Origin of the sequence: Pelomonas parva (assembly GCF_043555835.1) — a bacterium.
In the GTDB taxonomy this organism is placed as follows: domain Bacteria; phylum Pseudomonadota; class Gammaproteobacteria; order Burkholderiales; family Burkholderiaceae_C; genus Pelomonas; species Pelomonas parva.
In genome coordinates this window covers 586,715-611,837 of sequence record NZ_JBIGHV010000004.1, presented here as the reverse complement: position 1 = coordinate 611,837, position 25,123 = coordinate 586,715, and the positions used below count along the sequence as shown (strand labels likewise).

The following is a 25,123-nucleotide window of genomic DNA, read 5'->3' as shown; positions in this document are numbered from 1 at the left end:
TTGGCGGTCAGGCGGGCTCATGCGACGGCAGGGGCCAGCAGCCGGATCGTCCCTGCGTCCCCATCCATCTCGGCAACAGCCCCCACCGGCACCGTCAGCTTGCGCCGGATGTGGCCGATGGCCGCGCCGCGGAAGACCGGCACGCCCAGCGGCAGGAAGTAGTCGTCGAACACCTCGTCCAGCGTCAGGCTGCCATAGCCGTCGCCAGGCTCGCACTTCGTGAAGCGGCCCAGCACCACGCCCGTCAGCTGGCCTAACGCGCCGGTCAGGCGCAGCGTGGAGAGGCAGCGGTCGATGCGGTAGATGTACTCGTTGATATCTTCCAGAAAGAGGATGGCGCCCCGGCAGTCCGGGAAGTAGGGCGTGCCGGCCAGCGAGGCGAGCACGGTCAGGTTGCCGCCCACCAGCCGGCCCTGCGCGCGGCCGGGGCGGATGGTGGCGATGCGCTCCTCGCGGGCGACGAGGTCGTCCGCCGGCTTGACGACCGGGTTGCGCAGCACGGCCGCCTCGGCATTCATCGCGACCGACCTGAAGCTCTGCACCGAGTAGTCGTTCCACTCCGAGCCGGCCACGGGGCTGTGGAAGGTGACGAGGCCGGTCTGGCGGTGGATGGCGTTGACGAGGCTGGTCAGGTCGCTGAAGCCGCCGAAGAACTTGGGCTTGCGGCGGATGAGGTCGTAGTCGAGCTTGTCGACGATGCGGTTGCAACCCGAGCCGCCGGTCAGCGCGAGGATGCCGGCGACCGAGTCGTCCGCGAACATCGCGTTCACGTCGGCGGCGCGCTGTGCGTCGGTGCCGGCAAACGGCCCGCGCCGGGCGGCGACGTGGGTGCCCGGCTTGACCTTGAAGCCCAGCGCCTGCAGCGACTCGATGGCGATCTTCAAAGGCTCGCGCTCGAAGGTGGCATTGGCCGGGCTGACCAGGCCCAGCTTGTCGCCCGGCCGCAGCCGGGGCGCCAGCACGGCGCCGGAAGCATGGGCGGGAGGTGCTGCAGCCAGCAGGCCTGTGGCGGCGGCGCTGAACTGCAGGAGTTGGCGGCGGGAAGCGTGCATCGCGTTCATCGCGCCAGTGTCGCTGAGGTCCAATGCGCGCATGAGCAACGACCTGCCGCCCCTGCCCGCCATCGCCCCTGGCCGCTACCGGCATTACAAGGGCCTCGACTACGAAGTGATGGGCGTGGCCCGCCACAGCGAGACGCTGGAGGCGCTGGTCGTCTACCGGCCGCTGTACAACGACAGCGGCTGGTGGGTGCGGCCGTTCGACATGTTCACGGGCACGCTGGAGGTGGACGGCGTCGTGCGCAAGCGCTTCGAGCGCATCGCTGGCTAGGGAGGGCTGAAGAATGGATGTGGAAGAACAGGCGCCAGGACTGCCGGCAGACTTGCCGCAGGTGCCGCCCGAGTTCGCAAGCGAAGCGACAACGGTGACGACAGCGACCGCGACGACGGGCGGACTGGCCTGGCTGCGCGAAGGCGCACGGGTGCTGACCTTGCGCGCGCCGCGCTGGCAGGGCCTGGAGGCGCGGCCGCTGACGCTGGCGGTGTTGGCCGCGGCGCTGCTGCTGAGCGCTGTCGCCGTGCAGCGCATGGTGACGGAGGGCAGCCCGACGCTGCTGTGGCGCAGCTTCCTGCACGGCTGGACGGACTTTGCGCTGATGGCCTGGCTCTGCTGGATCGTGGCCAGGTCCGCCCGCACCACCGAGCCCCCCGCGCCCACAGCGGCCACGCTGCTGGCACTGGCCTGGAGCGCCGGCCTGCTGCTGGCCTGGGTCGACGGCGCCGCCGTGCTGGCGCTGAGCGCGGCGCTGGGCCCGGTGGATGCGTGGCCGGAGAGCGTGTACTGGGCGTCCTGGCTGCTCAGCATCGCCTGGCTTGGGTTCGCGCAGATCGCGTTGCTGTGGCGCTTCGCGGCGGGCGGGCTGGCGCGCGTCGCCGTCCTGCTGGTGATGCCGCTGGCGCTGGCCATTTCCAGCTGGCTCGCGCCGACGACGTTCTGGTGGTCCGAGCCGGCGCCCGACCCGGACGCCTGGGCCGGCCTGCCGTTGACCGACGAGGTCGTCGACGCGCAGCCGCAACTGCTGGCCCGGGCACTCGCCGGCCTGCAGCCCCCCGCGCCCGGCCGCGTCAACGTCTACGCGCTGACCTACGCGCCCTATGCGTCCGAGGACGTCTTCATGCGCGAGAGCGCCGTTGTCGCGAAGACGATGCGCGAGCGCTTTGGCGCCGACGGCCGGCTGGTGGAACTGGTGGTGAACCCCGCCACCGTGACGACGCTGCCATGGGCCACGCCGCTGCACCTGCGCAAGGCCATCGCCCACATCGCGACGGTCATGGACCGCGAGCGCGATGTGCTCTTCCTGCACCTCACGTCGCACGGCGGCGCCGACGGCAAGCTGGCGGCGGACACCTCGCCCATGCAGACCGGGCCAATGACGCCCGAGCTGCTGAAGCGCTGGCTGGACGAAGCCGGCGTGCGCTGGCGCGTGGTGTCGGTGTCTGCCTGCTACTCCGGCAGTTGGATACCGCCGCTGGCCGACGACGGCACGCTGGTCATGACGGCGGCCGACGCCGACCACACCTCCTACGGCTGCGGCAAGCTGTCCGAGCTGACCTTCTTTGGCCGGGCGATGTACGAGGAGGAGTTGCGCAAGACCTGGTCCTTCGCCGAGGCGCACGCGGCGGCGCGCAAGGTCATCGCGGTGCGGGAGCAGGAGGCGGGCAAGAGCGACGGGTACTCGAATCCGCAGATCAGCGAGGGGGCAGGCGTGCGGCGCGTGCTGGATCGGCTGGAAGCCGAGCTGGGCAAGCGTTGAGGCAGGCGTCGCATGGATGAACTGTTGATCTTTGCGGCATGGCTTGTGGTCGAGCTGCTGCTGATTGGCACTGGCCGTGCGGTCGTCTCGCTGGCCAGTTTCGGGCGCTGGCGTGGCGAGCAACTCGGCGCCCGCGAAGGCCGCGTCCACGGCATGGCCGGCGCGCTCTCGTTCAGGCGTGACGGCCGACGCGTCATCACGCGGGTAGGCCTGTTGCTGACTGGGCTGGCTTTCTACGTCGCGCTGGCCGTGGGGCTGATCGCCTGGGCATAGTCACGGCCCATCAAATGCACGCGACGGTCGCTCCGGCTTCATCCGGCGGCGGCTGTCGACAAAGACAAGTGAGGCGATTCAACAATGAAAACCTATGCAACCGTCGCGCGACGGGTCGTGCGCATCCTCGAGCATCCGAACAGCGGCTGGTCCCCGGCCGATCCTGATGACGACAACGCGCTCGAGATCGAGTTTCGATTCGAGGTCACCGACGATGGCCGCAAGAACTTCCTGCTGGTCTACCAATCCTTGGATGGGCGCTATGCCGCAGATTCGTGGCATGAGACCGTGCAAGAGGCGCTTGCCTGCGCAGAGCAGGCATTCGGCATCACGCAGTCGGAATGGGCCGCCGTGTAGGGCGCGGTCCGCCGGCTACGCTTGTCCCCCATCCCGAGAAGGCAGGCATTCCGTGTTCTCACACATCATGGTCGGCGTCTCCGACTTCGAGCGCGCCTTGAAGTTCTACAAGCCCGTGCTCGACGCGCTGGACGTCCAGTTCCGTTTCCAGAACGACGAGCGGCCGTGGGCCGGCTGGCAGTCGTCGCCCGACCCTCGGCCGCTGTTCCTGATCGGCCAGCCCTTCAACCAGCAGCCGCACCAGCCGGGCAATGGCCAGATGGTGGCATTTCTCGCGCGCTCGCGGGCCCAGGTGGACGAGGTCCATGCGCTGGCCCTGGCCCAAGGCGGCAGCTGCGAAGGCCCGCCTGGCCTGCGGCCCGAGTACCACGCCCACTACTACGGCGCCTACTTCCGCGACCCGGATGGCAACAAGCTGTGCGTGGCTTGTCACCAGCCCGGGTAGGGCGGGTCGCGACCCGCCGTTCGTGGGCGACAACCCGCCACCTGGTTCCCGATCCCGCACCTAAACAGCGGGTCATGACCCGCCCTACAGCACCCTCGGCAAATCCCGCCTGACCGCCACGCGGTCGCCGAAGTCGAAGTGCCACCACTCGGTGGCAATGCCGTGGAACCCTGCCTCGCGCATCGCCGCGCGCAGCCAGCCGCGCTCGACGAGGTGTTGCGGCGTCAGCGCGCCCAGCGCCAGGTGCTCGGCCTCGTGGTCGGGGTGGGAGGCCAGCGTCATCTCGTCAAAACCTGACCCCATGTCGACCTCGCGGCCGGCCGGGTCCAGCAGCGTGATGTCCACCGCCATGCCGAAGCTGTGGATGGAGCCGCGCTCGGGGTGGGCGAGGTACATCGTCAGCGGCGTGCCCTGCAGCTCGTCCCACAGGCGCTGCTGGACGCGCTGCGGGCGCAGCGCGTCCAGCACCAGCAGTCGGTAGCCGCGGCGGCGTTCTTGCAGCCAGGCGGCGGCATGCTCCAGCGCGTCCGCAGCCTCGCGGCGCAGCCAGGCGCAGTCGATGCCGGCGTAGACGGAGTGGCCGACGAAGTTGTCGGCGGTCGCGTAGCGCAGGTCGGTGGCTATGCCGTGTTGCAGGCTGGCCAGCGGTCGGAAATCGGGATGACTGGCGATGTCTTCGATGGCGATCACGGCAGCCTCGCGAGGTGGGCGTGCGCAGCCGCAGTGATGAACTTGACGAGTCGCCGCGACGCCTGGCCCAGCGGCGCGCTGGCGGCGCTGAGCAGGTAGAGGTGCACGGCGACCTGCGGTGCCAGCGGGCGCACGCGCACCTTGGCGAGGTCGGCGCTGGCGGCGGTGAATGGGTCCACCAGCGTCATGCCGACACCGGCTTCCACCAGCGCGCGCGCGAGCTGGTAGGTCTGCACGGTGATGCGGCTCGCGAGCGGCTGGCCGAGCGCCTCGCCCGCGTGGTGGAGCAGGCCGGCCAGCGGGTCGTCGCTCTGCAGGCCGACGATCTCGGTGCGGATGTCGGCCAGGCCGAGCGGGCCCTCACCTTCAGCCTCCGGGCTGCCCAGCGGGCACAGCGCCACCATCGCGCCGCTGGCGATGACCTCGGCCTTGATGCCGGGGTGGCGCGGGTCCTGCAGCGACAGCGCCAGGTCCGCCTCGCCGAGCAGCAGCGCCGAGACGATCTCGCGCGTGTGGTGCGTGGCCAGCGAGCAGCTCGCCTGCGGGAAGGCCTTGCACCAGGGCGTCATCGCCGCCGGCACGATGGCTGTGGCCAGCGCCGGTGTGGCGACCAGCCGCACCTGCTCGGCCTCGCCGCTCTTCAGGTTGGCGGCCAGGCGGCGGATGCCGACGAGGTCGCGGTTGAGCTTGTCGATCTCGACAAACAGGCGCTGCGCCTCGGGCGTCGGGTAGAGCTTGCCGCGCACGCGGTCGAACAGCGCCATGCCCAGTTGCAGCTCGCAGTGCTGCAAGACCTTGGTGACGGCGGGCTGCGAGATGTGCAGCAGCTGCGCGGCACCGCTGATGGTGCCGGCCTGCATGATGGCGTGGAAGACCTCTATATGGCGAAGCCTCATTTACGGTAAACGCCTTCGAAGTCGACGCTGCCATTCGGCGCCATCTTGAACCCCACCACGTCCTTGCGCACCGGGATGTAGACCGTCGAATGTGCCATCGTGATCCACGGCCGCTCGCGCTTGAAGATCTCCTGGGCCTTCTCGTAGAGCGCGATGCGCTTCTTCTGGTCGGGCGTGGCGCGGGCCTCGTCGATGAGCTTCTCGAACTCGGCGTTGCAGAACTTGATGCCGCTCTTGTTGGCCGCGCAGCTGAGGTTGGGCGTCAGGAAGTCGTCGGCGTCGCCGGTCTCGCCGCTCCAGCCGCTCATGTAGACGTTGTGCTCGCCGTTGTTGGCGCGCTTGAGGTACTCGCCCCACTCGAAGGTCTTGATGCTGGCCTTGACGCCGATCTTGGCCCAGTCCTGCTGGATGAGCTGGGCCATCAGCTGGCCGTTGGGGTTGGTGGGCCGCTGTACGGGCAGGGCCCAGAGGTCGATCTCGAAGCCGTTCGGAAAGCCCGCCTTGGCCAGCAGCGCCTTGGCCTTGGCCGGGTCGAACTCGTTCTTCAGCTTCTTGTTGTAGCCCGGGATGGCGGGCGGGAAGGCGCTGACGGCCTGCATCGCGTCGCCACGCGGGAACAGCGCCTTGAAGATGGCGTCGCGGTCGATGGCGATGTCCAGCGCCTCGCGCACCTCGCGCTTGTCGGTGGGCGCCTTCTTCAGGTTGAAGCCCAGGTAGGAGATGTTCAGCGCCTGGATCTTCTCGATGCTGACGTTGGCGTTGCCGGTCAGGCCCGCGATGTCCACGTCGCGCACCGCCGCCGTCACATGGCATTCGCCGGCGGCGATCTTCTGCACGCGCACATTGGGCTCGCGGCTGATGCTGAAGACGAGGTTGGTGGTGGGCTGCTTGCCGCCCCAGTAATCGGGGTTGGCCGTCATGCGCAGCACGTCGTCCTTGGCGTAGCTCTTGAACAGGAACGGGCCGGTGCCGACCGGATGCACATTGATCTGGCTGGCCTTGCCGGCCTTCAGCAGCTGGGCTGCGTACTCGGCGGAGTGGATGCCGGCCCAGCCGAAGGCGAAGTTGGCGATGAAGGTGACATTGGGCTGGTGCAGGCGGAAACGCACCGTCTGTGCGTCCACCTTGTCGATGCCGGCGATGAGCTTGGACAGGCCCAGGTTCTGCGGGTAGACGAAGACGGCCGGGAAGGCCTTGTTGAACGGGTGATTCGGGTCGACGAAGCGGCTGAACGTGAACACCACGTCGTCGGCGTTGAAGTCGCGCGAGGGCTTGAACCACGGCGTGCTGTGGAACTTCACGCCGGAGCGCAGCTTGAACGTGAAAGTCTTGGCGTCCGGCGAGATCTCGTAGCTCGTCGCCAGCTTGGGAGTCAGCTCGGTCGTCGGCCGCTTGAAGCCCAGCAGCCCGTCGAACATCTGTGCGCTGACGATGTTGGTGCTGGCGCTGTCCCACAGGCCGGGGTCGAAGCCCTCGGGGCTGGCGTCGGCGCAGTAGATCAGCGGCTTGCCTTGGGCCTGGGCGGCCAGCGGCGTCAGCAGCGCGAGGGAGGCGGACAGCAGAAGAGTCTTCATGACGGCGGAAGGGGAGTGCAGGCGAGGGGATTGTTCGGCGTGCGTGGCCGGGTGCGAAGCGCGCGCGAGGGCAGGGGGCATAACCAAAGCTTATATCGAGGGAAACGCCGCGCCAGTCCCTCGCGCGCAGCGCATCCCTGCTTTGGGCAGCCTGCGGCGTTGCAAATGCTCGCCATGGCCGGCGCCATGGCTGCGCTTCGCGCCTTGCAGGCCCTCCCAAACCAGGGCGCGCAGCATCGCGGGAACCGGCCCGGCGTTCCCGCAGCCCACAATGCGCGGCATGTGGAACGGCTTGCAACCTCTGACCATCCAGCGCGACGGCGTCACGCTGTTCGCCCGCCAGGGCGGCCCGGCGGATTCGGGCCGGCAGCCGCTGCTGCTGCTGCACGGCCACCCGCAGACGATGGCGATGTGGCACCGCGTGGCGCCCGTGCTGGCGCAGAGCCGCCGCGTCGTGTTGATGGACTTGCGCGGTTATGGCGACAGCGACCGGCCGGCGGCGGGCGAGGGCAGCGCGGCCTATGCCAAGCGCGAGATGGCGCTGGATGCGGTGGCGCTGATGCAGTCGCTGGGCCACGAGCGCTTCGCCGTGCTGGCCCATGACCGAGGCGCCCGTGTCGCGCACCGGCTGGCGCTGGACCACCCGCAAGTCGTCACGCGGCTGATGCTGCTGGACATCGCGCCCACGCTGGCCATGTACGAGGGCACGACCGAGGCCTTCGCGCGGGCCTACTGGCACTGGTTCTTCCTGATCCAGCCGGCGCCGTTGCCGGAGCGCCTGATCGAGGCCGACCCGCTGGCCTATTTGCGCGACGGCATGGGCCGGCGGGGCGGCGGCTTCTTCGGGCCAGACGCCTGGGCCGAGTACGAGCGCTGCATTGCCAAGCCCGGCACCGCAGCGGCCATCTGTGCCGACTACCGCGCCGGTGCCGGCATCGACCTGGCCCACGACCGTGCCGACTGCGACGCCGGCCAACGCGTCACCCAGCCGCTGCGCGTGCTGTGGGGCGCCAACGGCGTCGTCGGCCGCTGCTTCGAGCCGCTGAAGCTCTGGCAGGCGGCGGCCGAGAACGTCACGGGCCGCGCCGTGGACAGCGGCCACTACATCGCCGAGGAGGCGCCCGAGGTGGTGCTGGCCGAGGCGGCAGAGTTCTTCAGGCGCGACTAGGGGCTCGCGGAGCCTGCGAAAATGGGCGCATGAAGCCCATCGCCTACACCCGCGCCCAAGGCCTGCCCGCCCTGCTGCAGAACCGCATCGCCATCCTGGACGGCGCCATGGGCACCATGATCCAGCGCTACAAGCTCACCGAGGCCGACTATCGGGGCGAGCGCTTCAAGGACCATCACAAGGACTTGAAGGGCAACAACGAGATGCTGATGTTCACGCGGCCCGACGTGCTGCTGGAGATCCACGAGCAATACCTCGCCGCCGGCGCCGACCTCATCGAGACCAACACCTTCGGCGCCACCACCGTCGCGCAGGAAGACTATGACCTCGCCGGGCTGGCCTACGAGATGAACGTCGAGGCCGCCAAGCTGGCCCGCGCGGCCTGCGACAAGTACTCCACGCCCGACAAGCCCCGCTACGTGGCCGGCGCGCTGGGCCCCACGCCGCGCACGGCGTCCATCAGCCCCGACGTCAACGACCCCGGCGCCCGCAACGTCGACTTCGATACGCTGCGTGCCGCCTACTACCAGCAGGCCAAGGGCTTGCTGGAGGGCGGCTGTGATGTCTTCCTGGTCGAGACCATCTTCGACACGCTGAACGCCAAGGCTGCCATCTTTGCGCTGGACGAGCTGATGGAAGACACCGGCGAGCGCCTGCCGGTCATCATCTCCGGCACGGTGACGGACGCCTCCGGCCGCATCCTGTCCGGCCAGACCGTGACGGCCTTCTGGCACTCGGTGCGTCACGCCCGCCCCATCGCCATCGGCCTGAACTGCGCGCTGGGTGCCACGCTGATGCGGCCCTACATCGAGGAACTGTCCAAGGTGGCGGGCGACGTGGCGGTCAGCTGCTACCCCAACGCCGGCCTGCCCAACCCGATGAGCGACACCGGCTTCGACGAGACGCCCGACGTGACGGCCCGCCTGGTGGGCGAGTTCGCCAAGGCCGGCTTCCTGAACATCGCCGGCGGCTGCTGCGGCACGACGCCGGATCACATCGCGGCCATCGCCAAGGCCGTGTCGGCCTACAAGCCGCGGGTGAGTGGAGAGAAGTTCTTCAGCCAGTTGATGGCGGCTTGAAGCAGGCCACGTGTGCGGTTCCCGGCCGTTGAGCGTTGGGGCGACGTCAGCGGTAGGTGAAGCCGATATGGAGCCGGATGTTGCGGCTACCGCGCGAGCGGTTTAGTCCTTGGGCGGATTGCTGTCACCTAAATTTCGCAAGCTTTTGCCGCGTGCTTCAGGCCGCTCGTCTGCGGGTGCCTAGCAGGCCGAGCAAGGCCACCAATGACAGCGTCCAGGTAGCCGGTTCCGGCACCGCCGCTGGTGTCACATCGGCCAGGGTGTCACCGATGCGGATCTCGTCGATGGACCAGCCGCGGCTGCCGAACAGGCCGATGCCCGCGATCGCCCCGGCGTCGATGAAACCGTTGACAGCATCGGCGGTGGGGGCGCCGGCGCCGAGCTGCGGATTCACGAACAGGCTGAAGGTGTCGGCACCGGCGGCGAAATCCATCCTCAGCACCAGCAGCGTGGTCATGGCATCGATCACGTCGTCGCTGGCCACCTGATCCTGGCCACCGCGCCGTTCGATGACCCATCGGTCGGTGACGCCGCCACCGCCCTTGCCAATGAACACATCGCTGGCCGGATTCGTGGCCTCGAGGTACAGGCCGAAAAAGTCGGAGGCATTCGCACCTGCGGTCCCGCGGATCAGGAAGCTGAGGTAACCCGTCGTGCCGTCGGCACCGATGGACGTCGCGAGGCTGCGCCGCACGCCCCAGTAGCCGGCCGCGCTGTCTTCGGCCCCGCTGTTGCCCGTGCCTGCCAAGCCGGGATAGGCCAGTGAACCCGCAGCAACCCCAAACTGCGAGCCGCCCGAAAACAGCCCGTTCTGCCAGGCGCCGCCAAATCCGCTGCCCCCGCTGTTGCCCACCAGGCCTGAGCCTGCTGCGTAGTCGAATGCCTCGTGGACGACGGGCGCTGCCATTGCCGCCCGGGTGGACAGGGCACCCGCGGCAACGAGTAGGACGCAGGAAAGAGATTTTGAAAGTTTCATGATCACGAACGACTTGTTGATGTCCACAAGGACAAGGCCACGATGCTGGGCCGCTCGCGTTTCGATCCTGTTTTTTCGGCGGCTGTCTCTTGTTTCAATTGTTTGTTTCGCCCGGGTGCACGCGACGAGATCACCCGATGCGCACCCGGCGGCAGCACGAGCCCTCACCTGTCGCCTGAACAGCGCGATCGCCTCTCCTTGTTGACAAACGAATTCAAACGAATACATTCGTGTTCGTTGGAACTCATTTGAAGGCGGTGCCGCATGGCGACGCAGACGATCACGATGGAGCCCTTGTCGGCTCGCATCCCCAGCGACCTCTATCTCTGGCTCGCGCAGCTGCAGGTGGACGGCGCGACGACGAACAGCGACAAGCTGCGCGTGCTGCTGGGCCAGCTCAAGCGCCAGCATGACGGCGCGTTTGACTACGTGGCTGCCCATGGCTGGGCGCGGGAGCTGACGCACCGGTTGCGCGAGGCGCTGGTGCGCATCGAGGGCAGCGAGGGCCGGCATTCCGAGGTGCTCAACCTGCTCGTCGAGCAGGTCACGACGCTGATGGCCCTCGTCATCAGCAGCGCGCCCACGACCATCGACGAAGCCGCCAAGCTTGAAGACTCGCTGGTGCGCCGCGCCGCCCTACTGAGCGAATCGCTGTTGCGCCAGGCCACGACAGCCTCCGCGCATGCCTTCGACCCGGAGGTGGTGCGCCGCCACCTCGTCGCCACCGTCGAGATCGCCTCGACTTTGAACTCCTCGAAAGGAAGCTGACATGGCCGATTCCCTGAAGACCCGCGTGGGCCGCGTGATCGCCGGTGGCGTGCATGCGCTGCTGGACAAGATCGAGGACCTGAACCCGCTGGCGGCCATGGAGCAGGCCATCCGCGAGGCCGATGGCGTCATCGACGAGGTGCGCCACGAGCTGGGCCTCGTCAGCGCCAACCGCCACCTGGCGCAGCAGCAGCACGCCAAGCTCAACTGCAGCCATGAAGACCTGCGCGACCAGATCGCGCAGGCGCTGGCCACGCAGCGCGAGGACCTGGCCCGTGCCGCCGTGTCCCGCCAGATCGACATCGAGGCGCAGATCCCCGTGCTGGAGACCACGCTGGCCGACCTGGCGCGCCAGGAGCAGGAGCTGCAGGGCTTCACGGCCGCTCTGCTGGCCAAGAAGCGTGAGATGCAGGAGGCGCTGGCCGAGTTCCGCAAAAGCCGCGCGGCCACCGAATCGGCCGCGCAGCCGGTCGGCCAATCGAGCGTGGAGCAGCGTCTGAGCAAGGTCACCGATGCCTTCGACAAGATCTACCAGCGCCAGACCGGCCTGGATGGCACGCAGCGCGCCGGCACGCTCGACCAGGCAGCGCGCCTGAGTGAACTCGAAGCCATGGTGCGCGACCACAAGATCGCCGAGCGGCTGGCTCAAATCAAGGCCGGACAAGCGTGACACTCCTGCCCGTCCGCAACCCGGGAACATCTCGATGAACCTGTTCACCTCGCCCGAGACCCTGCCCTTCGGCGTCGCCGTGGCGCTGATCGTGGCCATCGCGCTGCTGGAAGGCCTGGGCATGCTGGTCGCGCTCAGCCCCAGCAATGTGCTCGACGACCTGCTGCCCCACGCCGTGCCCGAGTCCGGCCTGGACCGCGTGCTCGGCTGGCTGCACCTGGGCCGCGTACCGGCACTGGTGCTGCTGCTGCTCTTCCTGCTGGGCTACGCACTGTTCGGTTACGCGCTGCAGAAGGTGGCGTTCAACCTGCTGGGCAGCTTCCTGCCGGCCTGGCTGGCGGGGCTGCTGGCCGTGCCGCCGGGGCTGGCCACGGTGCGCGGCCTGGGCTCGCTGGTGGCTCACATCATTCCGCGCGACGAGACGAGTGCGGTCAGCGAGCAGTCGCTGGTGGGGCGCGGCGGCGTGGTCAGCGGCGGTGCAGCGCGCCGTGGCCTGGCGGCGCAGGCGCGGGTGCGCGACGCGCATGGCCGCGTCCACTACCTGATGGTCGAGCCCGATGTGGACGACGAAGTGTTTGAAGAAGGCGCGCAGATACTGATCGTGCGCAAGGCGGGGGCCTTCTATCGCTGCATTGCCAACCCGCATCCCAACCTGCTCTAACGAGGGAGTTCAACAAGACATGGACAACATCATCGACATCTCCGTCATGGCCGGCATCGGCCTGCTGGGCCTGCTGACCATCGGCTTCGTGTTCGCGCGGCTGTACAAGCGCAGCACCAAGGAACTGGCCTTCGTGCGCACCGGCCTGGGTGGCCAGAAGGTCATCATGGACGGCGGCGCCATCGTGCTGCCGGTGTTCCACGAGCGCGTGCTCGTCAACATGAACACGCTCAAGCTGGAAGTGCTGCGCCGCGAGCGCGAGAGCCTGATCACCAAGGACCGCATGCGCGTCGACGTGACGGCCGCCTTCTTCGTGCGCGTGAAGCAGACCGAGGAAGCCGTCAGCACGGCGGCGCAGACGCTGGGCGCGCGCACGATGAGCCCCAACGAGCTGAAGGCGCTGGTCGAAGACAAGTTCGTCGACAGCCTGCGCGCCACGGCCGCGACCATGACCATCCAGGAGCTGCAGGACAAGCGCCGCGACTTCGTGCAGGCGGTGCAGAACGCCGTCGCCGAGGACCTGGAGAAGAACGGCCTGGAGCTGGAGTCCGTCTCGCTGACCAGCCTGGACCAGACCGACAAGCAGTTCTTCAACCCCAACAACGCCTTCGACGCCGAGGGCCTGACGCGCCTGACCGAGCAGACCGAGGCGCGGCGCAAGCAGCGCAACGACGTCGAGCAGGACACTGAGGTGCAGGTGCGCACCAAGAACCTGGAGGCGAGTCGTCTCAAGCTGACGATCGAGAAGGACCAGGAGTTCGCCTCGCTGTCGCAGAAGCGCGAGATCGAGATGGCACGGGCCGAGCAGTCTGCGCAGATCGCGTCTCAGCAGGCCGAGCGCACCCGTGAGGCCGAGACGGTGAAGATCGAGGCCGAGCGCCAGGTGGGCCAGCGCCGCATTGAGGCCGAGCGCGAGATCAAGGCGGCCGAGATCGAGAAGACGCTGGTCATCCAGACGCGCGAGATCGAGCAGGAGCGCCAGACCGAGATGAAGCGCGCCGAGCAGCGCAAGCAGGTCGAGATCGCCCGTCAGGACACGCAGATCGCCATCGCCACCAAGTCGCGCGAGCAGTCCGAGGCCGACGCCGCCGCCAATCTGGCGCGCGCCGAGGCCGTGAAGGCCGAGGAAACCGTCAACACCGCCCGCCAGGTGGCCGTGGCCGAGCGGGACAAGGCCATCCAGCTGATCGAGGCCAGCAAGGACGCCGAGCAGAACGCCATCGCGGTGAAGGTGTCGGCGTCGGCCGAGAAGGAAGCGGCTATCGACCGCGCCGAGGCGCTGACGATTGAAGCCAAGGCCAAGCAGGCTGCAGCGCTGGCCGAAGCCGAAGGCCGGCGTGCGATCAATGAGGCGCTGAACACGCTGTCGGCGGCGCAGGTCGAGCTGCAGGTGCGCACGCAGTTGTTGCAGCAACTGCCCAGCATCCTGGCCGAGGCGGTCAAGCCGATGGAGAACATCGACTCCATCCGCATCGTGCAGGTCAATGGCATGCCCGGCCAGGGCGGTGGCTCGGAAGGCGGTGGTGCGAATGGCGCCACCTTCCCCGAGCAGGTCATGAACTCGGCGCTGCAGTACCAGATCGCCAAGCCCATCGTCGATGCGGTGATGCACGACGCGGGCCTGTCGAATCAGGGCATCACTGGCATCGCGCAGAACCTGGCGTCCATGCTCAAGCCGGCAGCCACGCCGGCCGAGTGAATCAGGACGCGCGCGTCGGGGCGCTAGGCGCCGGCCGGGGCGCGCGCTTAGGCGCCTCGCTGAAATCTGCGGGCGGCTTCATCAGCGCCGGGTCTGGCTCGCCGCGCTTGATGTTCTCCAGCCGGTAGTTCTGCTCACCGCTGCGCGGGTCGGCATCGCGGCTGGAGACGGTCAGCATCAGCTCCGGGCTGCGCCAGACCTCGCGGCTGATGACGATGGGCTTCTCGTTGCCGATCTTGCCGGCCTCGATGGTCCAGGTCGTGCGCTCGCCGTTGACCTTGAGGCCATCGATCTCCTTGGGCGCCAGCGCCGTGGTCGTGCCACCGCCGCGCGGCAGCAGCGGGCCTTGCAGCAGCAGCGGTGGCATCGGCGGCACGGGTGGAACGGGGATGGCCATGGGTGCCGGCGGCGCCGGCATTTCGCTGGCGCGGAAGACCCGCAGCTCGCGGCGGCGCTCGGGGGCGCTGGCGCTTGGTGCCGCAGGTGCGGACGGCGCGATGCCCTCCCGCTCGATGACGATGCCCGGTTCACCCGCCGAGCGGGCGCGCAGGCGCTCCGAGTCCGCGCTGCGCGCCCGCTCGGCGACGCTGGCGCCCCATTCCCGCCAGCGCCCCGCCTGCTCCCTCATGCGCTCGCCCCAGTCCTGCATCGAGGCCTGCCAGGCCGCGTGCGCGGCCGCGTCGCCGCCGTGCAGGCTGGCCGTGCCGCGCAGCCGCTGCACGCGCTTCTGATCGGGGTGGACCACCCAGCTCTCCTTGGCGACCGGGTCGTTCAGGTAGACGACCTTGGGCCCGCCTTCGCGCTGCACCTCGCGCCGCGTGCGGCCCTCGCCGTCGCGGCACAGCTGGCTCTGCTGCTTGCGCACGATGCGGTTGCCATCGGCCAGCGTCTGCACGTTCTCGTGCACGGCGGTCGCGCAATAGGGCGCGCCCTTGACGACGCGCTCCGCCTCCAGCTCGCGGCCGGCAAAGCTCAGGGCCTGGTCGCCCAGGGCCAGCCGCACGGGCAGGTCGGCCAGCGCCAGGGACACATCGCGCTCGATGTTCAGGCGCAGCACATCGGCGTCCTGCGCCCAGGCGCAGGCGGCGACGGCGCACAGGGTCAGGCTGGTCAGGGGCTTTTTCATGGGTGGGTCTCCAGCAGTCGCACGGCCAGCACCTGGCCGAGAGGGTTCAACATCAGTTCGGCGCGCACGAACTCGTCGGCACGCGCGGCATCGAAGGGCAGGCCCAGCAGCGCCAGGCGTTCGCGCGGCAGCTCGGTGGGTTGCAACCAGACGGCGGCGCTGCGCCCGGCCGCCAGCGCGGCGCGGAACTCGGGCTCGGGCACCAGCGGGATGAAGCCGCTGCCGGCATTCGCCAACGGGGTGGCGTGAGGGCCGGGTGGGTCCAGCAGCAGCAGGGCGCTCAGCAGCAGTGCGGCGGTGGTGCCCAGCGCGCCGCTGGCCCAGGCGAGGCGGCGCGGCCAGCGGTGTTCATCCACGGGAGGCGCCACATGAAGAGCGTGCAGTTGTCGCGTTAGCGCTGCCAGCACGGCGGCGTCCTGCGCGGCATCGGGACGCAGCCGCGCGAATTCGGCGCGCGCCGGCCGCAGCCAGTCGGGGGTGTCATTCATGGCGTTCTCCAGCGGCCAGCAACTCGGCGAGGCGCTGACGGGCGCGGTGCAGGCGGGTGCGCAGCACGTCGGTGCTGACGCCGGCGATGGCTGCAGCCTCGTCGTAGGGGCGTTCCTGCAGGTCCACGAGGGCGATGGCCTCGCGCTGCGGCCAGCTCAGCCGGCGGATGGCGGCCCACAGGCCGTCGTGCCGCTGGGCCTGCGTCAGGCAGTCATCGCTGGCGGGCGTGGGTTCGGTGTCGAGCGCGTCGTCCAGCGGCACATGACGGCGGGCGTCGCGCCACTGGCTGAGCATCTGGTGGCGGGCCATGCCGGCCAGGTAGGCGCCCAGCGAGCCGCGCCCCGGCTGGTAGCCCTGCGGCCCGCGCAGCAACTGGGCGAAGGCCTCCTGCACCGCATCCATCGCAGCGGCCTCGTCGCCCGCCAGCGCCAGTGCATAGCGGTAGACAGAGCCGCTCTCGCGCCGGTACAGCAGCGCCAGCGCCTCGGCGTCACCGGCGGCCAGCCGGGCCAGCAGCGCGCCGTCGTCCGTCTGCGCTGCAGCGGGCGCGACAAAGCCGAGGCGGGTCAGCCAGCTCATGACGGGCGGGAGCATGAAAAAGGGGCCTGCAGAACTTGCATGCCCCTATTGAGCGCGGGAGGCCGGTTGCGTTACTCCGGACTATCCCGCTGTCACTTCCGGCACGGGCCGGAGCGTTGGATCAGCTTGCGTCGCCCATTTGCGACTGCAGGTAGTTCTGCGCGCCCACCGTCTGCACCAGCTCCAGCTGCGTCTCCAGGTAGTCGATGTGCTCTTCGGTGTCGTCCAGGATCTGCACAAACAGCTCGCGGGAGACATAGTCGCGCACGCTCTCGCAGTAGGCGATGGCCTCCTTCAGGTGCGTGTAGCCGGTCTTCTCGATCTTCAGGTCGCACTCCATCGTCTCGATGGCGTTCTCGCCGATGTAGAGCTTGCCGAGGTCCTGCAGGTTGGGCAGGCCGTCCAGCGTCAGCACGCGCTCGATGAGCTTGTCGGCGTGCTTCATCTCCTCGATGGACTCCTCGTACTCGTGCTTGGCCATCTTCATCAGGCCCCAGTTCTTCAGCATGCGGGCATGCAGGAAGTACTGGTTGATGGCGGTCAGCTCCAGCTTGAGCTGGGCGTTCAGGTGGGCAATGACTTGCGGGTCGCCTTTCATGGAGGCCTCCTTGCTGTATTTGTGAAGAGTTGCCGGAGTATCGGCAGGGAAAGCCCCTCGGCAAAACCGCTCTTTTTGCAAATGAGACCGATTCGCATTAGACTTCGCACCCATGATTGTTTGCGTCTGCCACCGAGTCTCTGATCGCGATATCGCGATTGCCGCCTCCAGCGGCTGCCCGAATTTCGAGGCCTTGCAGGACGACCTGCGGGTGGCGACGGCCTGCGGCGCCTGCCGCGACTGCGCCTGCGAGGTGTTCGAGGAAAGCCGGGTTGCCGGAGGCACGGCGCGCGGCCGCGGCAAGGTCATCGCGGTTCACGCCCTGCTGAACGCCTGAGCCCGCTACAATCCCCCGTTCGGTTGGCGAGTAACGCCGGCCGAATCGCCCGTTCTGTCTGATCTTGAGTGTTGTGTTTTGCCGCAGCCGTTCGGGCTGCGGGTGAATTCAAGCAACGACACCAAGGAAATTTCAAATGAGCACCATGCAAACCGGAACCGTCAAATGGTTTGATGACGGCAAGGGCTTCGGCTTCATCACGCCGGCCGACGGCAGCAAGGATCTGTTCGCCCACCACAGCGAAATCAAGAACAACGGCGGCTTCCGCACGCTCGCCGAAGGCGCGCAAGTGGAATTCGAAGTCAAGCAAGGCCCCAAGGGTCTGCAAGCATCGAACATCCGTTCGCTGTAATCCCTCACGGCTTCGGCCGTTGAGCCAAGCCCGCGCCCTGCGCGGGCTTTGTGCTTTCTGGGCCTGCCCAACGACAATCTCGCCATGTCTGCACTACCCCAACCGCCCAAGGCGCTGACCGCTTACCGCCCGTTCTGGGCCAAGCGTTTCGGCCCCGCGCCCTTCCTGCCCATGTCCCGGGCGGAGATGGAGCAGCTCGGCTGGGACTCCTGCGACATCATCATCGTCACCGGCGACGCCTACGTTGACCACGCCAGCTTCGGCATGGCCGTCATCGGCCGCACGCTGGAGGCGCAAGGCTTTCGCGTCGGCATCATTGCCCAGCCAGACTGGCAATCGGCCGAGCCCTTCAAGGCGCTGGGCAAGCCCAACCTGTTCTTCGGCGTCGCGGCCGGCAACATGGATTCGATGATCAACCGCTACACGGCTGATCGAAAAATCCGCAGCGACGACGCCTACACGCCCGGCGGCCAGGGCGGCAAGCGCCCCGACCGCGCGACGCTGGTCTACACGCAGCGCTGCCAGGAGGCCTTCAAGGATGTGCCGGTCGTCATCGGCGGCATCGAGGCCTCGCTGCGCCGCATCGCCCATTACGACTACTGGCAAGACAAGGTGCGCCGCTCCGTGCTGGTGGACAGCAAGGCCGACCTGCTGGTCTACGGCAACGCCGAGCGCGCCATCATCGAGATCGCCCACCGCCTGGCGCGCCGCGAGCCGATTGAAAGCCTGACCGACGTGCGCGGCACGGCCTTCATGCGCCGCACCGACGACCCGACGGCCGAAGGCTGGTTCGAGCTGGACTCGACCGAGGTGGACCGTCCCGGCCGCATCGACAACCTGATCAGCCCCTACCAGATCATTGACGACAAGGCCTGCGCGACCGACGAACCCGAAGCGCCCAAGCCCATCACGATCCACAGACAAGGCCGCATCCAGATGCCGCCGCGCGAGCACACGGTGGTGCGCCTGCCGGCCTACGAGCAGGTCAAGAGCGACCCGGTGCTCTACGCCCACGCCAACCGCGTGCTGCACCTGGAGACCAACCCTGGCAACGCGCGCGCGCTGGTGCAGCGCCACGGCGAACGCGACCTGTGGATCAACCCGCCGCCCATCCCGCTGACGACGGCCGAGATGGACCACGTCTTCGACCTGCCCTATGCCCGCGCGCCGCATCCCAGCTACGCGGACGAGCATGGCGGCCACGACGGCGCGACCAAGATCCCCGCGTGGGAAATGATCCGCTTCAGCGTCAACATCATGCGCGGCTGCTTCGGCGGCTGCACCTTCTGCTCCATCACCGAGCACGAGGGCCGCATCATCCAGAGCCGCTCGGAAGACTCCGTGATCCGCGAGATCGAGGAGATGCGCGACAAGGTCAAGGGCTTCACCGGCATCGTGTCGGACCTGGGCGGCCCTACGGCCAACATGTACCGCATCGGCTGCAAGAGCCCCGAGATCGAGGCCGCCTGCCGCAAGCCCAGCTGCGTCTACCCGGGCATCTGCCCGAACCTGAACACCAGCCACGATCCGCTCATCAAGATGTACCGCCGCGCGCGTGCGCTGCCGGGCGTCAAGAAGATCCTGATCGGCTCCGGCCTGCGCTACGACCTGGCCGTGCAGTCGCCCGAGTACGTGAAGGAACTGGTTACCCACCACGTTGGCGGCTATCTGAAGATCGCGCCCGAGCACACCGAGGGCGGCCCGCTGTCCAAGATGATGAAGCCGGGCATCGGCAGCTACGACCGCTTCAAGCAGATGTTCGAGGCCGCCAGTGCGGCGGCCGGCAAGAAGCAGTACCTGATCCCGTACTTCATCGCCGCCCACCCCGGCACCAGCGACGAGGACATGATGAACCTCGCCGTCTGGCTGAAGAAGAACGGCTTCCGCGCCGACCAGGTGCAGACCTTCTACCCCAGCCCGATGGCCACGGCCACGGCGATGTACCACTCGGGGCTCAACCCGCTCAAGGGCATCAGCCGCGACGAGACGCGTGGCGAGAAGGTCGACATCGTGCGCGGCGAGCGCCGCCGCCGGCTGCACAAGGCCTTCCTGCGCTACCACGATGCCAACCACTGGCCGCTGCTGCGCGAGGCGCTCAAGGCCATGGGCCGCGCCGACCTGATCGGCAATGGCAAGCACCACCTGATTCCGAGCTACCAGCCCATCACGGACGGCAGCTACGACAGCGCGCGGCGCAAGAACTCCACCATTGCCAAGCCTGATGCGAAGGCCCCGATGAAGCCGGCCACGCCGCGCAAGGGCCAGCTCTTGACCCAGCACACCGGCCTGCCGCCGCGTGTGACCGGCGCGGCCCGCGCGCCCGGTGCGCGTCCGGGCAAACCCGGTAAACGTTGAGCTGAAGAGGCGGGCTTTTGCCCGCGCTTTTCGTGGCAGCGCTCCCACGGATGCACTACGCTTGCGTGTCCTGTTCGACGGGGCTGCCGCAGCCGTGGTGGTCACGTGCCCGGAGCCCTCTCCCCCATGCAAGAAACAACGTCCGCCGTTGACGACGACCTGCTCGAACTGCTCGACGACCCCGAGCACAACGAGCACGAGCATCGCCCGCAGAACCGGCCCTGGCGCATCCTCATCGTCGACGACGATGGTGACGTGCACAAGGCCACCGAGCTGGCCATGCAAGGCCTGACCGTCGAAGGCCAGCCGCTCGTCTTCCTGCACGCCAGCTCCGCCGCCCAGGCCCGCCAGGTGCTCGGCACCGAGGAAGACCTCGCCGTCGTGCTGCTGGACGTCGTCATGGAGAGCGAGGACGCCGGCCTGCAGCTGGTGCGGCACATCCGCGACGAGCGCCGCATGAACGCCGTGCGCATCGTGCTGCGCACCGGCCAGCCCGGCTACGCGCCCGAGATCGAGACGGTGCAGGCCTATGACATCAACGACTACAAGACAAAGTCGGAGCTGACTCGCACGCGGCTCTACACGGTGCTGACCGCCGCCGTGCGCTCCTACCGCCAGATCTGCGCGCTGGAGGCCAACCGCCGCGGGCTGGAGATGATCGTCGAGAGCAGCACCTCGCTGTCGCGCATGCGCGGCCTGTCGCGCTTCGCCGAGGGCGTCGTCACGCAGCTGTGCGCGCTGCTGGGTATCCTGCCCGAGGGCCTGGTCTGCGCCCAGGTCAGCAATGACACGCAGGGCGAGGTCCGCATCGTTGCTGCTGCGGGGCAGTACAGCGGCCTCATCGACCGGCCGCTGGCACAGGTCAAGATCCCCGCCGTGCGCGAGCGGCTGGAGCGCTGCCTGCGCGAGCAGAAGAACCTCTACGACGACGGCACCTGCCTGTACTTCGGCATGGGCCCCGGCCGCGCGATGGCGGCGCTGGTCGACGTCGGCCGCGAGCTGGACGAATTGGACCAGCAACTGCTGCGCGCCTTCTGCTCCAACATCGCCGTCGGCTTCGAGAACGTCGTGCTGTACAGCCAGCTGCTGGACCAGGCCTACAACGACCCGCTGCTGCGCCTGCCCAACCGCAACCGCTTCGTCGAGCTGCTCGACAAGAACCTCAAGGACCCGTCCGGTGTCACGCTCGCGCTGATCGACATCGACGACTTCTCCGACATCAACGACGCCTTCGGTCACCACTTCGGCGACCAGGTGCTGCAGGCCGTCGTGCACCGCTTGGCCGAGGTGCTGGGCCTGAACACCGCCATGGCACGCGTCGGCGCCGACACCTTCGGTGTGCTGGGCGAGCATGGCAAGGTCTGCCCGGAGACCGTGCAGGCGGTCTTCACCGAGCCCTTCATGGTCGCCGGCGAGCGCCTGCAGCTGTCGGCCACCACCGGCCTCGTGCGCCTGGGTGAATCGACGGCCGTCGGCTCCGAGTTGCTGCTGGACGCCCAGATCGCGCTCAAACGAGCCAAGCAGCAGCAACGCGGCTCATCCCAATACTTTTCCGCCGCCATGGGCAGCGACGCGCGCGAGCGTTTCAAGCTGCTCAAGGGCTTGCGCACCGGCTTTGAGGAGAGCCAGCTCTTCGTCGTCTACCAGCCGCAGGTCGAGCTGGAGAGCCGCCGCGTCATCGGCGCCGAGGCGCTGCTGCGCTGGCGCACGACGGACGGCCGCTTCATCCCGCCGGACCAGTTCATCCCGCTGGCCGAGCAGAGCGGCCTCATCATCCCCATCGGAGAATTCGTCGTGCGCACCGCCTGCCAGCAGCTGGCCAAGATGCGCGCGCTTGGCCACGACAGCTTCCGCATGGCGGTCAACATCTCGATGGCGCAGTTCCGCCACCCAGGCTTCATCGACACGCTGGCCCGCGCGCTGAAGGACGCGGGCGTCGAGGGGCAGCACATCGAGCTGGAGATCACCGAGTCCATGGCCATGGAAGACGCCGACCTCGTGCTGCGCGTGCTGGCCGACATCAAGCAGCTCGGCTTCAGCGTCGCCATCGACGACTTCGGCACCGGCTTCTCGTCGCTCAGCCAGCTGCGCCAGCTGCAGGTGGACCGCCTCAAGATCGACCGCGCCTTCGTGCAGGAGGCGCAGTCTTCCACCGCGGGCTCGACCATCGCACAGATGGTCATCAACCTCGGCCGCGGCCTGGGCCTGACCGTCATTGCCGAGGGCATCGAGACCGAGGAGCAGCGCCAGTACCTGATCGGCCTGGGCTGCCACGAAGGCCAGGGCTGGCTGTTCGCCAAGCCCATGCCGGCTGAAGATCTGCAAGCCTGGATGAAGCGTTGAACACCTGATTGCGTCGTCACGGCGGAACCCTAAACTCCGCCGTCCCCACGACATGCCAGGAGCGTTCATGAGTCTCGCCAAGATCCTCGTCGCCCAAGGTGGCGGCCCCACCGCCGTCATCAACCAGAGCCTCGTCGGCGTCGTGCTCGAAGCGCGCCGCCAGGCCGGGGTGGGCAAGGTCTACGGCGCGCGCCACGGCGTGCGCGGCATCGTCAACGAGGACTTCGTCGACCTGACGCAGGAGACCAGCCACAACCTGGAGCTGGTGGCCAACACGCCGTCGTCAGCGCTGGGCTCCACGCGCGACAAGCCCGATGCGGCCTACTGCCACGAGATCTTCACGGTGCTGAAGGCGCATGGCATCACGCACTTCTTCTACATCGGCGGCAACGACTCGTCCGACACCGTGCGCATCGTCTCCGAGGAGGCCGCTGCGGCGAACTATCCGCTGCGCACCATCCACATCCCCAAGACCATCGACAACGACCTGGTGGGCAACGACCACACGCCGGGCTACGCGTCGGCGGCGCGCTTTGTCGCTCAGGCCTTTGCCGGCGCCAACCTCGACAACGCGTCGCTGCCCGGCATCTATGTCGGCGTCGTCATGGGCCGCCATGCCGGCTTCCTGACGGCCGCTGCAGCGCTCGGCAAGAAGTTCGACGACGACGGCCCCCACCTCATCTATCTGCCCGAGCGTCACTTCGACACCGAGCAGTTCCTGCGCGACGTCAAGGCCGCCTACGAGCGCTACGGCCGCTGCGTCATCGCCGTCAGCGAGGGCATCCACGATGCGAGCGGCACGCCCATGCTGTCCAAGCTCGCCGGCGACCTGGAGCGCGATGCGCATGGCAACGTGCAGCTCAGCGGCACCGGCGCGCTGGCCGACCTGCTGTGCGAGGAGATCAAGGCCAAGCTGGGCATCAAGCGTGTGCGCGGCGACACCTTCGGCTACCTGCAGCGCAGCTTCCTCGGCTGCGTGTCCGACGTGGACCAGCGCGAGGCCCGCGAGGTGGGCGAGAAGGCCGTGCAATACGCCTTCCACGGCGACCGCGACGGTTCCGTCGCCATCAAGCGCGTGGGCTATTACTCGGTGGACTACGAGCTGCTGCCGCTCACCGACGTGGCCGGCAAGACGCGCACGATGGAGGACCACTTCATCAACGAGGCCGGCACCGACGTGACCGATGCCTTCCGCCTCTACCTGCGCCCGCTGCTGGGCTCGGGGCTGCCGGATGCGTTCCGGCTGCGTCCCAACCCGGTGCCGAAGGTGCTGAACAAGCGCTGAGCCTTCAATCGCCCACGGGCGCAGGCAGCTGCCTCAGCGCCCAGGCCTCGGCCTTGTCCTGCAACCAGGCCGTCAGCAGGTTGCCGAACACCCAGATCAGGAAGACGGTGCTGGCCCGTATCGGCCCGTCGTTCAACGTGACGTAGGCGGCCGCACAAGCCAGCGGCAGCAGCGCGACCGTGTAGGTCCAGCGCTGCGCCAGCGCCAGGGCGTTCAGCATCGGGCGCAGCGGCCACAGCGCCAGGCCGGTCGCACGCACGCGCTCCTCGTGCACGGCCGCGGCCAGCAGCATCCAGGCGGTGCCCACCAGCAGGCAGCTGGGCAGCGGCAGCCAGGCCCCCAGCGCCATCGCGAACACAAAGCCCACCAGCGGCGACAGGCCGGCCACCACCCAACCGTGCAGCGGCAGCAGCGGCCAGGCAGCCACCAGGCCCGCGAGGCCGAAAAGCCAGGCCGCCGGCTCGATCAGCCACGCGGGGATCAACGCCAGCAGGCCGACCGCAGCCCCGTCGGCATCGGGGGTCAGCCAAGCCAGCCAGGCCGCAAACAACAGCCACACCAGGCCCAGCACCGGCTGCATGCCGTGTTGCCGCCAGCGCTCCAGCGGCAGCGCCAGGCGCTTCTGGCCGTGAGTCAGGGCGGGCCCCGTGTGGATCAGCGACGCGACGAGCAGGCCCGCCACCATGACGGCGCCGGTGCCCAGCAGCCAGCCCAGCAGATGGGCGCCAGCGATGATCGCGTCGCCGAAGACCAGCAGCCCGGCGCCGAAGCACAGCGTGCCGGCCAGCCCCACGCGCAGCCACAGGCCACGCTTGATGCCTTCGTCCAGCAGGCGCTGGGCGTGCATGTCCAGCCCCAGCTTGCGCAGCCACTGCGCCCCCAGCAGGCTCTGGCCGCGTACCAGCGTGGGCTGCAGCAACAGCAGCAGCAACTGCAGCCGCCACCAGGCGCCACCGCTCTGGCGCAGCGTATCCAGCCGCTGCAGCGGCGCGCCCAGCTCGCGCACGGGCTCGGGGATGGGGGCAGGCCGCAGCCGCTCGTCGAACGCCTCGTGCAGCGCATGGGCCAGCTCGGTGCCCAACTGGCGCTCGGTGCGGAAGTCGTTCAGCCAGCCGAAGTGCGCCTCCAGTGCCTTCAGGAACGCGTCGGGCAGGCTGGGCAGGCCCAGTGCCCAACGCGCGAACGCGGCGGAGAACTCGACCTGCCGGCTCAGCGGCTGCTGGTCCAGTTCGCGGCGGGCGTCCGCCCAGCCGTGCATCAGCGCCGCCTCGCCGCTGCGCCGCCACAGCAGCTCCAACTCGTCGGTGAGGTGCTTCGGCGTGACGACATGTTCCGGCACCGGCGGCTCTTCAGCAGGCGCCGCCTGCTCCTCGGGCGCTCGCGGTTCGGCAACGGCCGCTGCCTCGCCGGGGTTCTCGTGCTGCCACCTCGCCCATTGCTGCGCGCGCTCATAGGCCCCGCGCAGCGCCTGGTAGGCCTCGGCATCGTCATCCGGCCGCGTAACCTTCAGTTTCAGCGCATAGGCCTTCTTGATCGCGGCCAGCTCGGTCGTCGGTTCAATGCCCAGCAGGGCCCAGTCCTGTTCCCACAT

General features: G+C 68.5%; 26 protein-coding genes. 16 read left to right on the top strand and 10 right to left on the bottom strand.

The features are described from left to right. Nucleotides 1-17: 17 nt before the first annotated feature. Nucleotides 18-1,052, bottom strand: a complete 1,035-nt coding sequence (locus tag ACG00Y_RS13585; RefSeq protein ID WP_394479606.1) for a S66 peptidase family protein — start codon at nucleotides 1,050-1,052, stop codon at nucleotides 18-20. A gap of 40 nt (nucleotides 1,053-1,092) precedes the next feature. Here ACG00Y_RS13585 and ACG00Y_RS13580 point away from each other — a divergent pair, with 40 nt between their 5' ends. From ACG00Y_RS13580 to ACG00Y_RS13560, 5 genes are all read left to right on the top strand, one after another. Further along, nucleotides 1,093-1,329: a DUF1653 domain-containing protein gene (locus tag ACG00Y_RS13580; protein ID WP_394479604.1), complete on the top strand. Its 237-nt coding sequence runs from the start codon at nucleotides 1,093-1,095 to the stop codon at nucleotides 1,327-1,329. A 94-nt stretch (nucleotides 1,330-1,423) separates the two neighbouring features. Further along, nucleotides 1,424-2,812 (top strand): C13 family peptidase, encoded by a 1,389-nt coding sequence (locus tag ACG00Y_RS13575; RefSeq protein WP_394479603.1) that lies wholly within the window; start codon nucleotides 1,424-1,426, stop codon nucleotides 2,810-2,812. Nucleotides 2,813-2,824: 12 nt separating this feature from the next. Further along, nucleotides 2,825-3,085 (top strand): hypothetical protein, encoded by a 261-nt coding sequence (locus tag ACG00Y_RS13570; RefSeq protein ID WP_394479601.1) that lies wholly within the window; start codon nucleotides 2,825-2,827, stop codon nucleotides 3,083-3,085. Between the two features lie 84 nt (nucleotides 3,086-3,169). Beyond that, nucleotides 3,170-3,442, top strand: a complete 273-nt coding sequence (locus ACG00Y_RS13565) for a hypothetical protein (RefSeq protein WP_394479600.1) — start codon at nucleotides 3,170-3,172, stop codon at nucleotides 3,440-3,442. A 52-nt stretch (nucleotides 3,443-3,494) separates the two neighbouring features. Further along, nucleotides 3,495-3,887, top strand: coding sequence for a VOC family protein (locus ACG00Y_RS13560; protein WP_394479598.1), 393 nt, complete (start codon nucleotides 3,495-3,497; stop codon nucleotides 3,885-3,887). Between the two features lie 84 nt (nucleotides 3,888-3,971). Here the strand turns inward: ACG00Y_RS13560 and ACG00Y_RS13555 are convergent, their stop codons facing one another. From ACG00Y_RS13555 to ACG00Y_RS13545, 3 genes are read right to left on the bottom strand one after another with little or no spacing between them, the layout of a single operon-like run. Next, nucleotides 3,972-4,577: a M15 family metallopeptidase gene (locus ACG00Y_RS13555; protein ID WP_394479596.1), complete on the bottom strand. Its 606-nt coding sequence runs from the start codon at nucleotides 4,575-4,577 to the stop codon at nucleotides 3,972-3,974. Then, nucleotides 4,574-5,473, bottom strand: a complete 900-nt coding sequence (locus tag ACG00Y_RS13550) for a LysR family transcriptional regulator (protein ID WP_394479594.1) — start codon at nucleotides 5,471-5,473, stop codon at nucleotides 4,574-4,576. Before ACG00Y_RS13550 ends, ACG00Y_RS13555 begins: the two co-directional genes overlap by 4 nt. Next, the gene (locus ACG00Y_RS13545) at nucleotides 5,470-7,047 is read right to left on the bottom strand and encodes an ABC transporter substrate-binding protein (RefSeq protein WP_394479592.1); all 1,578 of its coding nucleotides are present in this window, start codon (nucleotides 7,045-7,047) and stop codon (nucleotides 5,470-5,472) included. The genes ACG00Y_RS13550 and ACG00Y_RS13545 overlap by 4 nt, the downstream gene beginning before the upstream one ends. A 271-nt stretch (nucleotides 7,048-7,318) precedes the next feature. Between ACG00Y_RS13545 and ACG00Y_RS13540 the strand changes: the two genes are divergently transcribed. Beyond that, entirely contained in the window at nucleotides 7,319-8,215 is an 897-nt protein-coding gene (locus tag ACG00Y_RS13540; protein ID WP_394479591.1) for an alpha/beta fold hydrolase, read from the top strand. A 29-nt stretch (nucleotides 8,216-8,244) separates the two neighbouring features. After that, the gene (locus ACG00Y_RS13535) at nucleotides 8,245-9,294 is read left to right on the top strand and encodes a homocysteine S-methyltransferase family protein (RefSeq protein WP_394479589.1); all 1,050 of its coding nucleotides are present in this window, start codon (nucleotides 8,245-8,247) and stop codon (nucleotides 9,292-9,294) included. Between the two features lie 157 nt (nucleotides 9,295-9,451). On the opposite strand, the gene ACG00Y_RS13530 is transcribed toward ACG00Y_RS13535, so the two are convergent. Further along, nucleotides 9,452-10,498 (bottom strand): PEP-CTERM sorting domain-containing protein, encoded by a 1,047-nt coding sequence (locus tag ACG00Y_RS13530; protein ID WP_394479588.1) that lies wholly within the window; start codon nucleotides 10,496-10,498, stop codon nucleotides 9,452-9,454. Between the two features lie 36 nt (nucleotides 10,499-10,534). On the opposite strand from ACG00Y_RS13530, the gene ACG00Y_RS13525 reads away from it, so the two are divergent. The 4 genes from ACG00Y_RS13525 to ACG00Y_RS13510 are packed head-to-tail and all read left to right on the top strand — an operon-like array spanning nucleotide 10,535 to nucleotide 14,068. Next, on the top strand, nucleotides 10,535-11,038 hold the full coding sequence (locus tag ACG00Y_RS13525) for a hypothetical protein (RefSeq protein ID WP_394479586.1): 504 nt from the start codon (nucleotides 10,535-10,537) through the stop codon (nucleotides 11,036-11,038). A gap of 1 nt (nucleotide 11,039) precedes the next feature. Beyond that, nucleotides 11,040-11,708, top strand: a complete 669-nt coding sequence (locus ACG00Y_RS13520; protein WP_394479585.1) for a PspA/IM30 family protein — start codon at nucleotides 11,040-11,042, stop codon at nucleotides 11,706-11,708. A gap of 34 nt (nucleotides 11,709-11,742) precedes the next feature. Then, nucleotides 11,743-12,369: a YqiJ family protein gene (locus ACG00Y_RS13515; RefSeq protein WP_394479583.1), complete on the top strand. Its 627-nt coding sequence runs from the start codon at nucleotides 11,743-11,745 to the stop codon at nucleotides 12,367-12,369. A gap of 19 nt (nucleotides 12,370-12,388) precedes the next feature. After that, nucleotides 12,389-14,068 (top strand): flotillin family protein, encoded by a 1,680-nt coding sequence (locus tag ACG00Y_RS13510; RefSeq protein ID WP_394479581.1) that lies wholly within the window; start codon nucleotides 12,389-12,391, stop codon nucleotides 14,066-14,068. Between the two features lies 1 nt (nucleotide 14,069). Here ACG00Y_RS13510 and ACG00Y_RS13505 read toward each other — a convergent pair whose 3' ends face one another. The 4 genes from ACG00Y_RS13505 to bfr all read right to left on the bottom strand — a co-directional run bounded on the left by ACG00Y_RS13505 (nucleotide 14,070) and on the right by bfr (nucleotide 16,860). Then, nucleotides 14,070-15,194, bottom strand: a complete 1,125-nt coding sequence (locus tag ACG00Y_RS13505; RefSeq protein WP_394479579.1) for a hypothetical protein — start codon at nucleotides 15,192-15,194, stop codon at nucleotides 14,070-14,072. Further along, complete coding sequence (locus ACG00Y_RS13500; RefSeq protein ID WP_394479578.1) at nucleotides 15,191-15,682, bottom strand: hypothetical protein; 492 nt, start codon at nucleotides 15,680-15,682, stop codon at nucleotides 15,191-15,193. Before ACG00Y_RS13500 ends, ACG00Y_RS13505 begins: the two co-directional genes overlap by 4 nt. After that, on the bottom strand, nucleotides 15,675-16,262 hold the full coding sequence (locus ACG00Y_RS13495) for an RNA polymerase sigma factor (RefSeq protein ID WP_394479577.1): 588 nt from the start codon (nucleotides 16,260-16,262) through the stop codon (nucleotides 15,675-15,677). The genes ACG00Y_RS13500 and ACG00Y_RS13495 overlap by 8 nt, the downstream gene beginning before the upstream one ends. Nucleotides 16,263-16,383: 121 nt before the next feature. Further along, nucleotides 16,384-16,860, bottom strand: a complete 477-nt coding sequence (gene bfr / locus ACG00Y_RS13490; protein WP_394479576.1) for a bacterioferritin — start codon at nucleotides 16,858-16,860, stop codon at nucleotides 16,384-16,386. 112 nt (nucleotides 16,861-16,972) lie between these two features. Between bfr and ACG00Y_RS13485 the strand changes: the two genes are divergently transcribed. The 5 genes from ACG00Y_RS13485 to ACG00Y_RS13465 all read left to right on the top strand — a co-directional run bounded on the left by ACG00Y_RS13485 (nucleotide 16,973) and on the right by ACG00Y_RS13465 (nucleotide 23,532). Next, entirely contained in the window at nucleotides 16,973-17,197 is a 225-nt protein-coding gene (locus ACG00Y_RS13485) for a (2Fe-2S)-binding protein (RefSeq protein ID WP_394479574.1), read from the top strand. Between the two features lie 145 nt (nucleotides 17,198-17,342). Further along, on the top strand, nucleotides 17,343-17,549 hold the full coding sequence (locus ACG00Y_RS13480) for a cold-shock protein (RefSeq protein ID WP_056875433.1): 207 nt from the start codon (nucleotides 17,343-17,345) through the stop codon (nucleotides 17,547-17,549). 84 nt (nucleotides 17,550-17,633) lie between these two features. Then, complete coding sequence (locus ACG00Y_RS13475) at nucleotides 17,634-19,904, top strand: YgiQ family radical SAM protein (protein WP_394479572.1); 2,271 nt, start codon at nucleotides 17,634-17,636, stop codon at nucleotides 19,902-19,904. A gap of 126 nt (nucleotides 19,905-20,030) precedes the next feature. Next, nucleotides 20,031-22,247 carry a putative bifunctional diguanylate cyclase/phosphodiesterase gene (locus tag ACG00Y_RS13470; RefSeq protein ID WP_394479571.1) on the top strand — a complete coding sequence of 739 codons (2,217 nt, stop codon included), beginning with the start codon at nucleotides 20,031-20,033 and terminating at the stop codon, nucleotides 22,245-22,247. Nucleotides 22,248-22,314: 67 nt separating this feature from the next. After that, nucleotides 22,315-23,532 (top strand): 6-phosphofructokinase, encoded by a 1,218-nt coding sequence (locus ACG00Y_RS13465; protein ID WP_394479570.1) that lies wholly within the window; start codon nucleotides 22,315-22,317, stop codon nucleotides 23,530-23,532. A 4-nt stretch (nucleotides 23,533-23,536) separates the two neighbouring features. Here ACG00Y_RS13465 and ACG00Y_RS13460 read toward each other — a convergent pair whose 3' ends face one another. After that, nucleotides 23,537-25,123, bottom strand: a complete 1,587-nt coding sequence (locus tag ACG00Y_RS13460; protein ID WP_394479568.1) for a hypothetical protein — start codon at nucleotides 25,121-25,123, stop codon at nucleotides 23,537-23,539.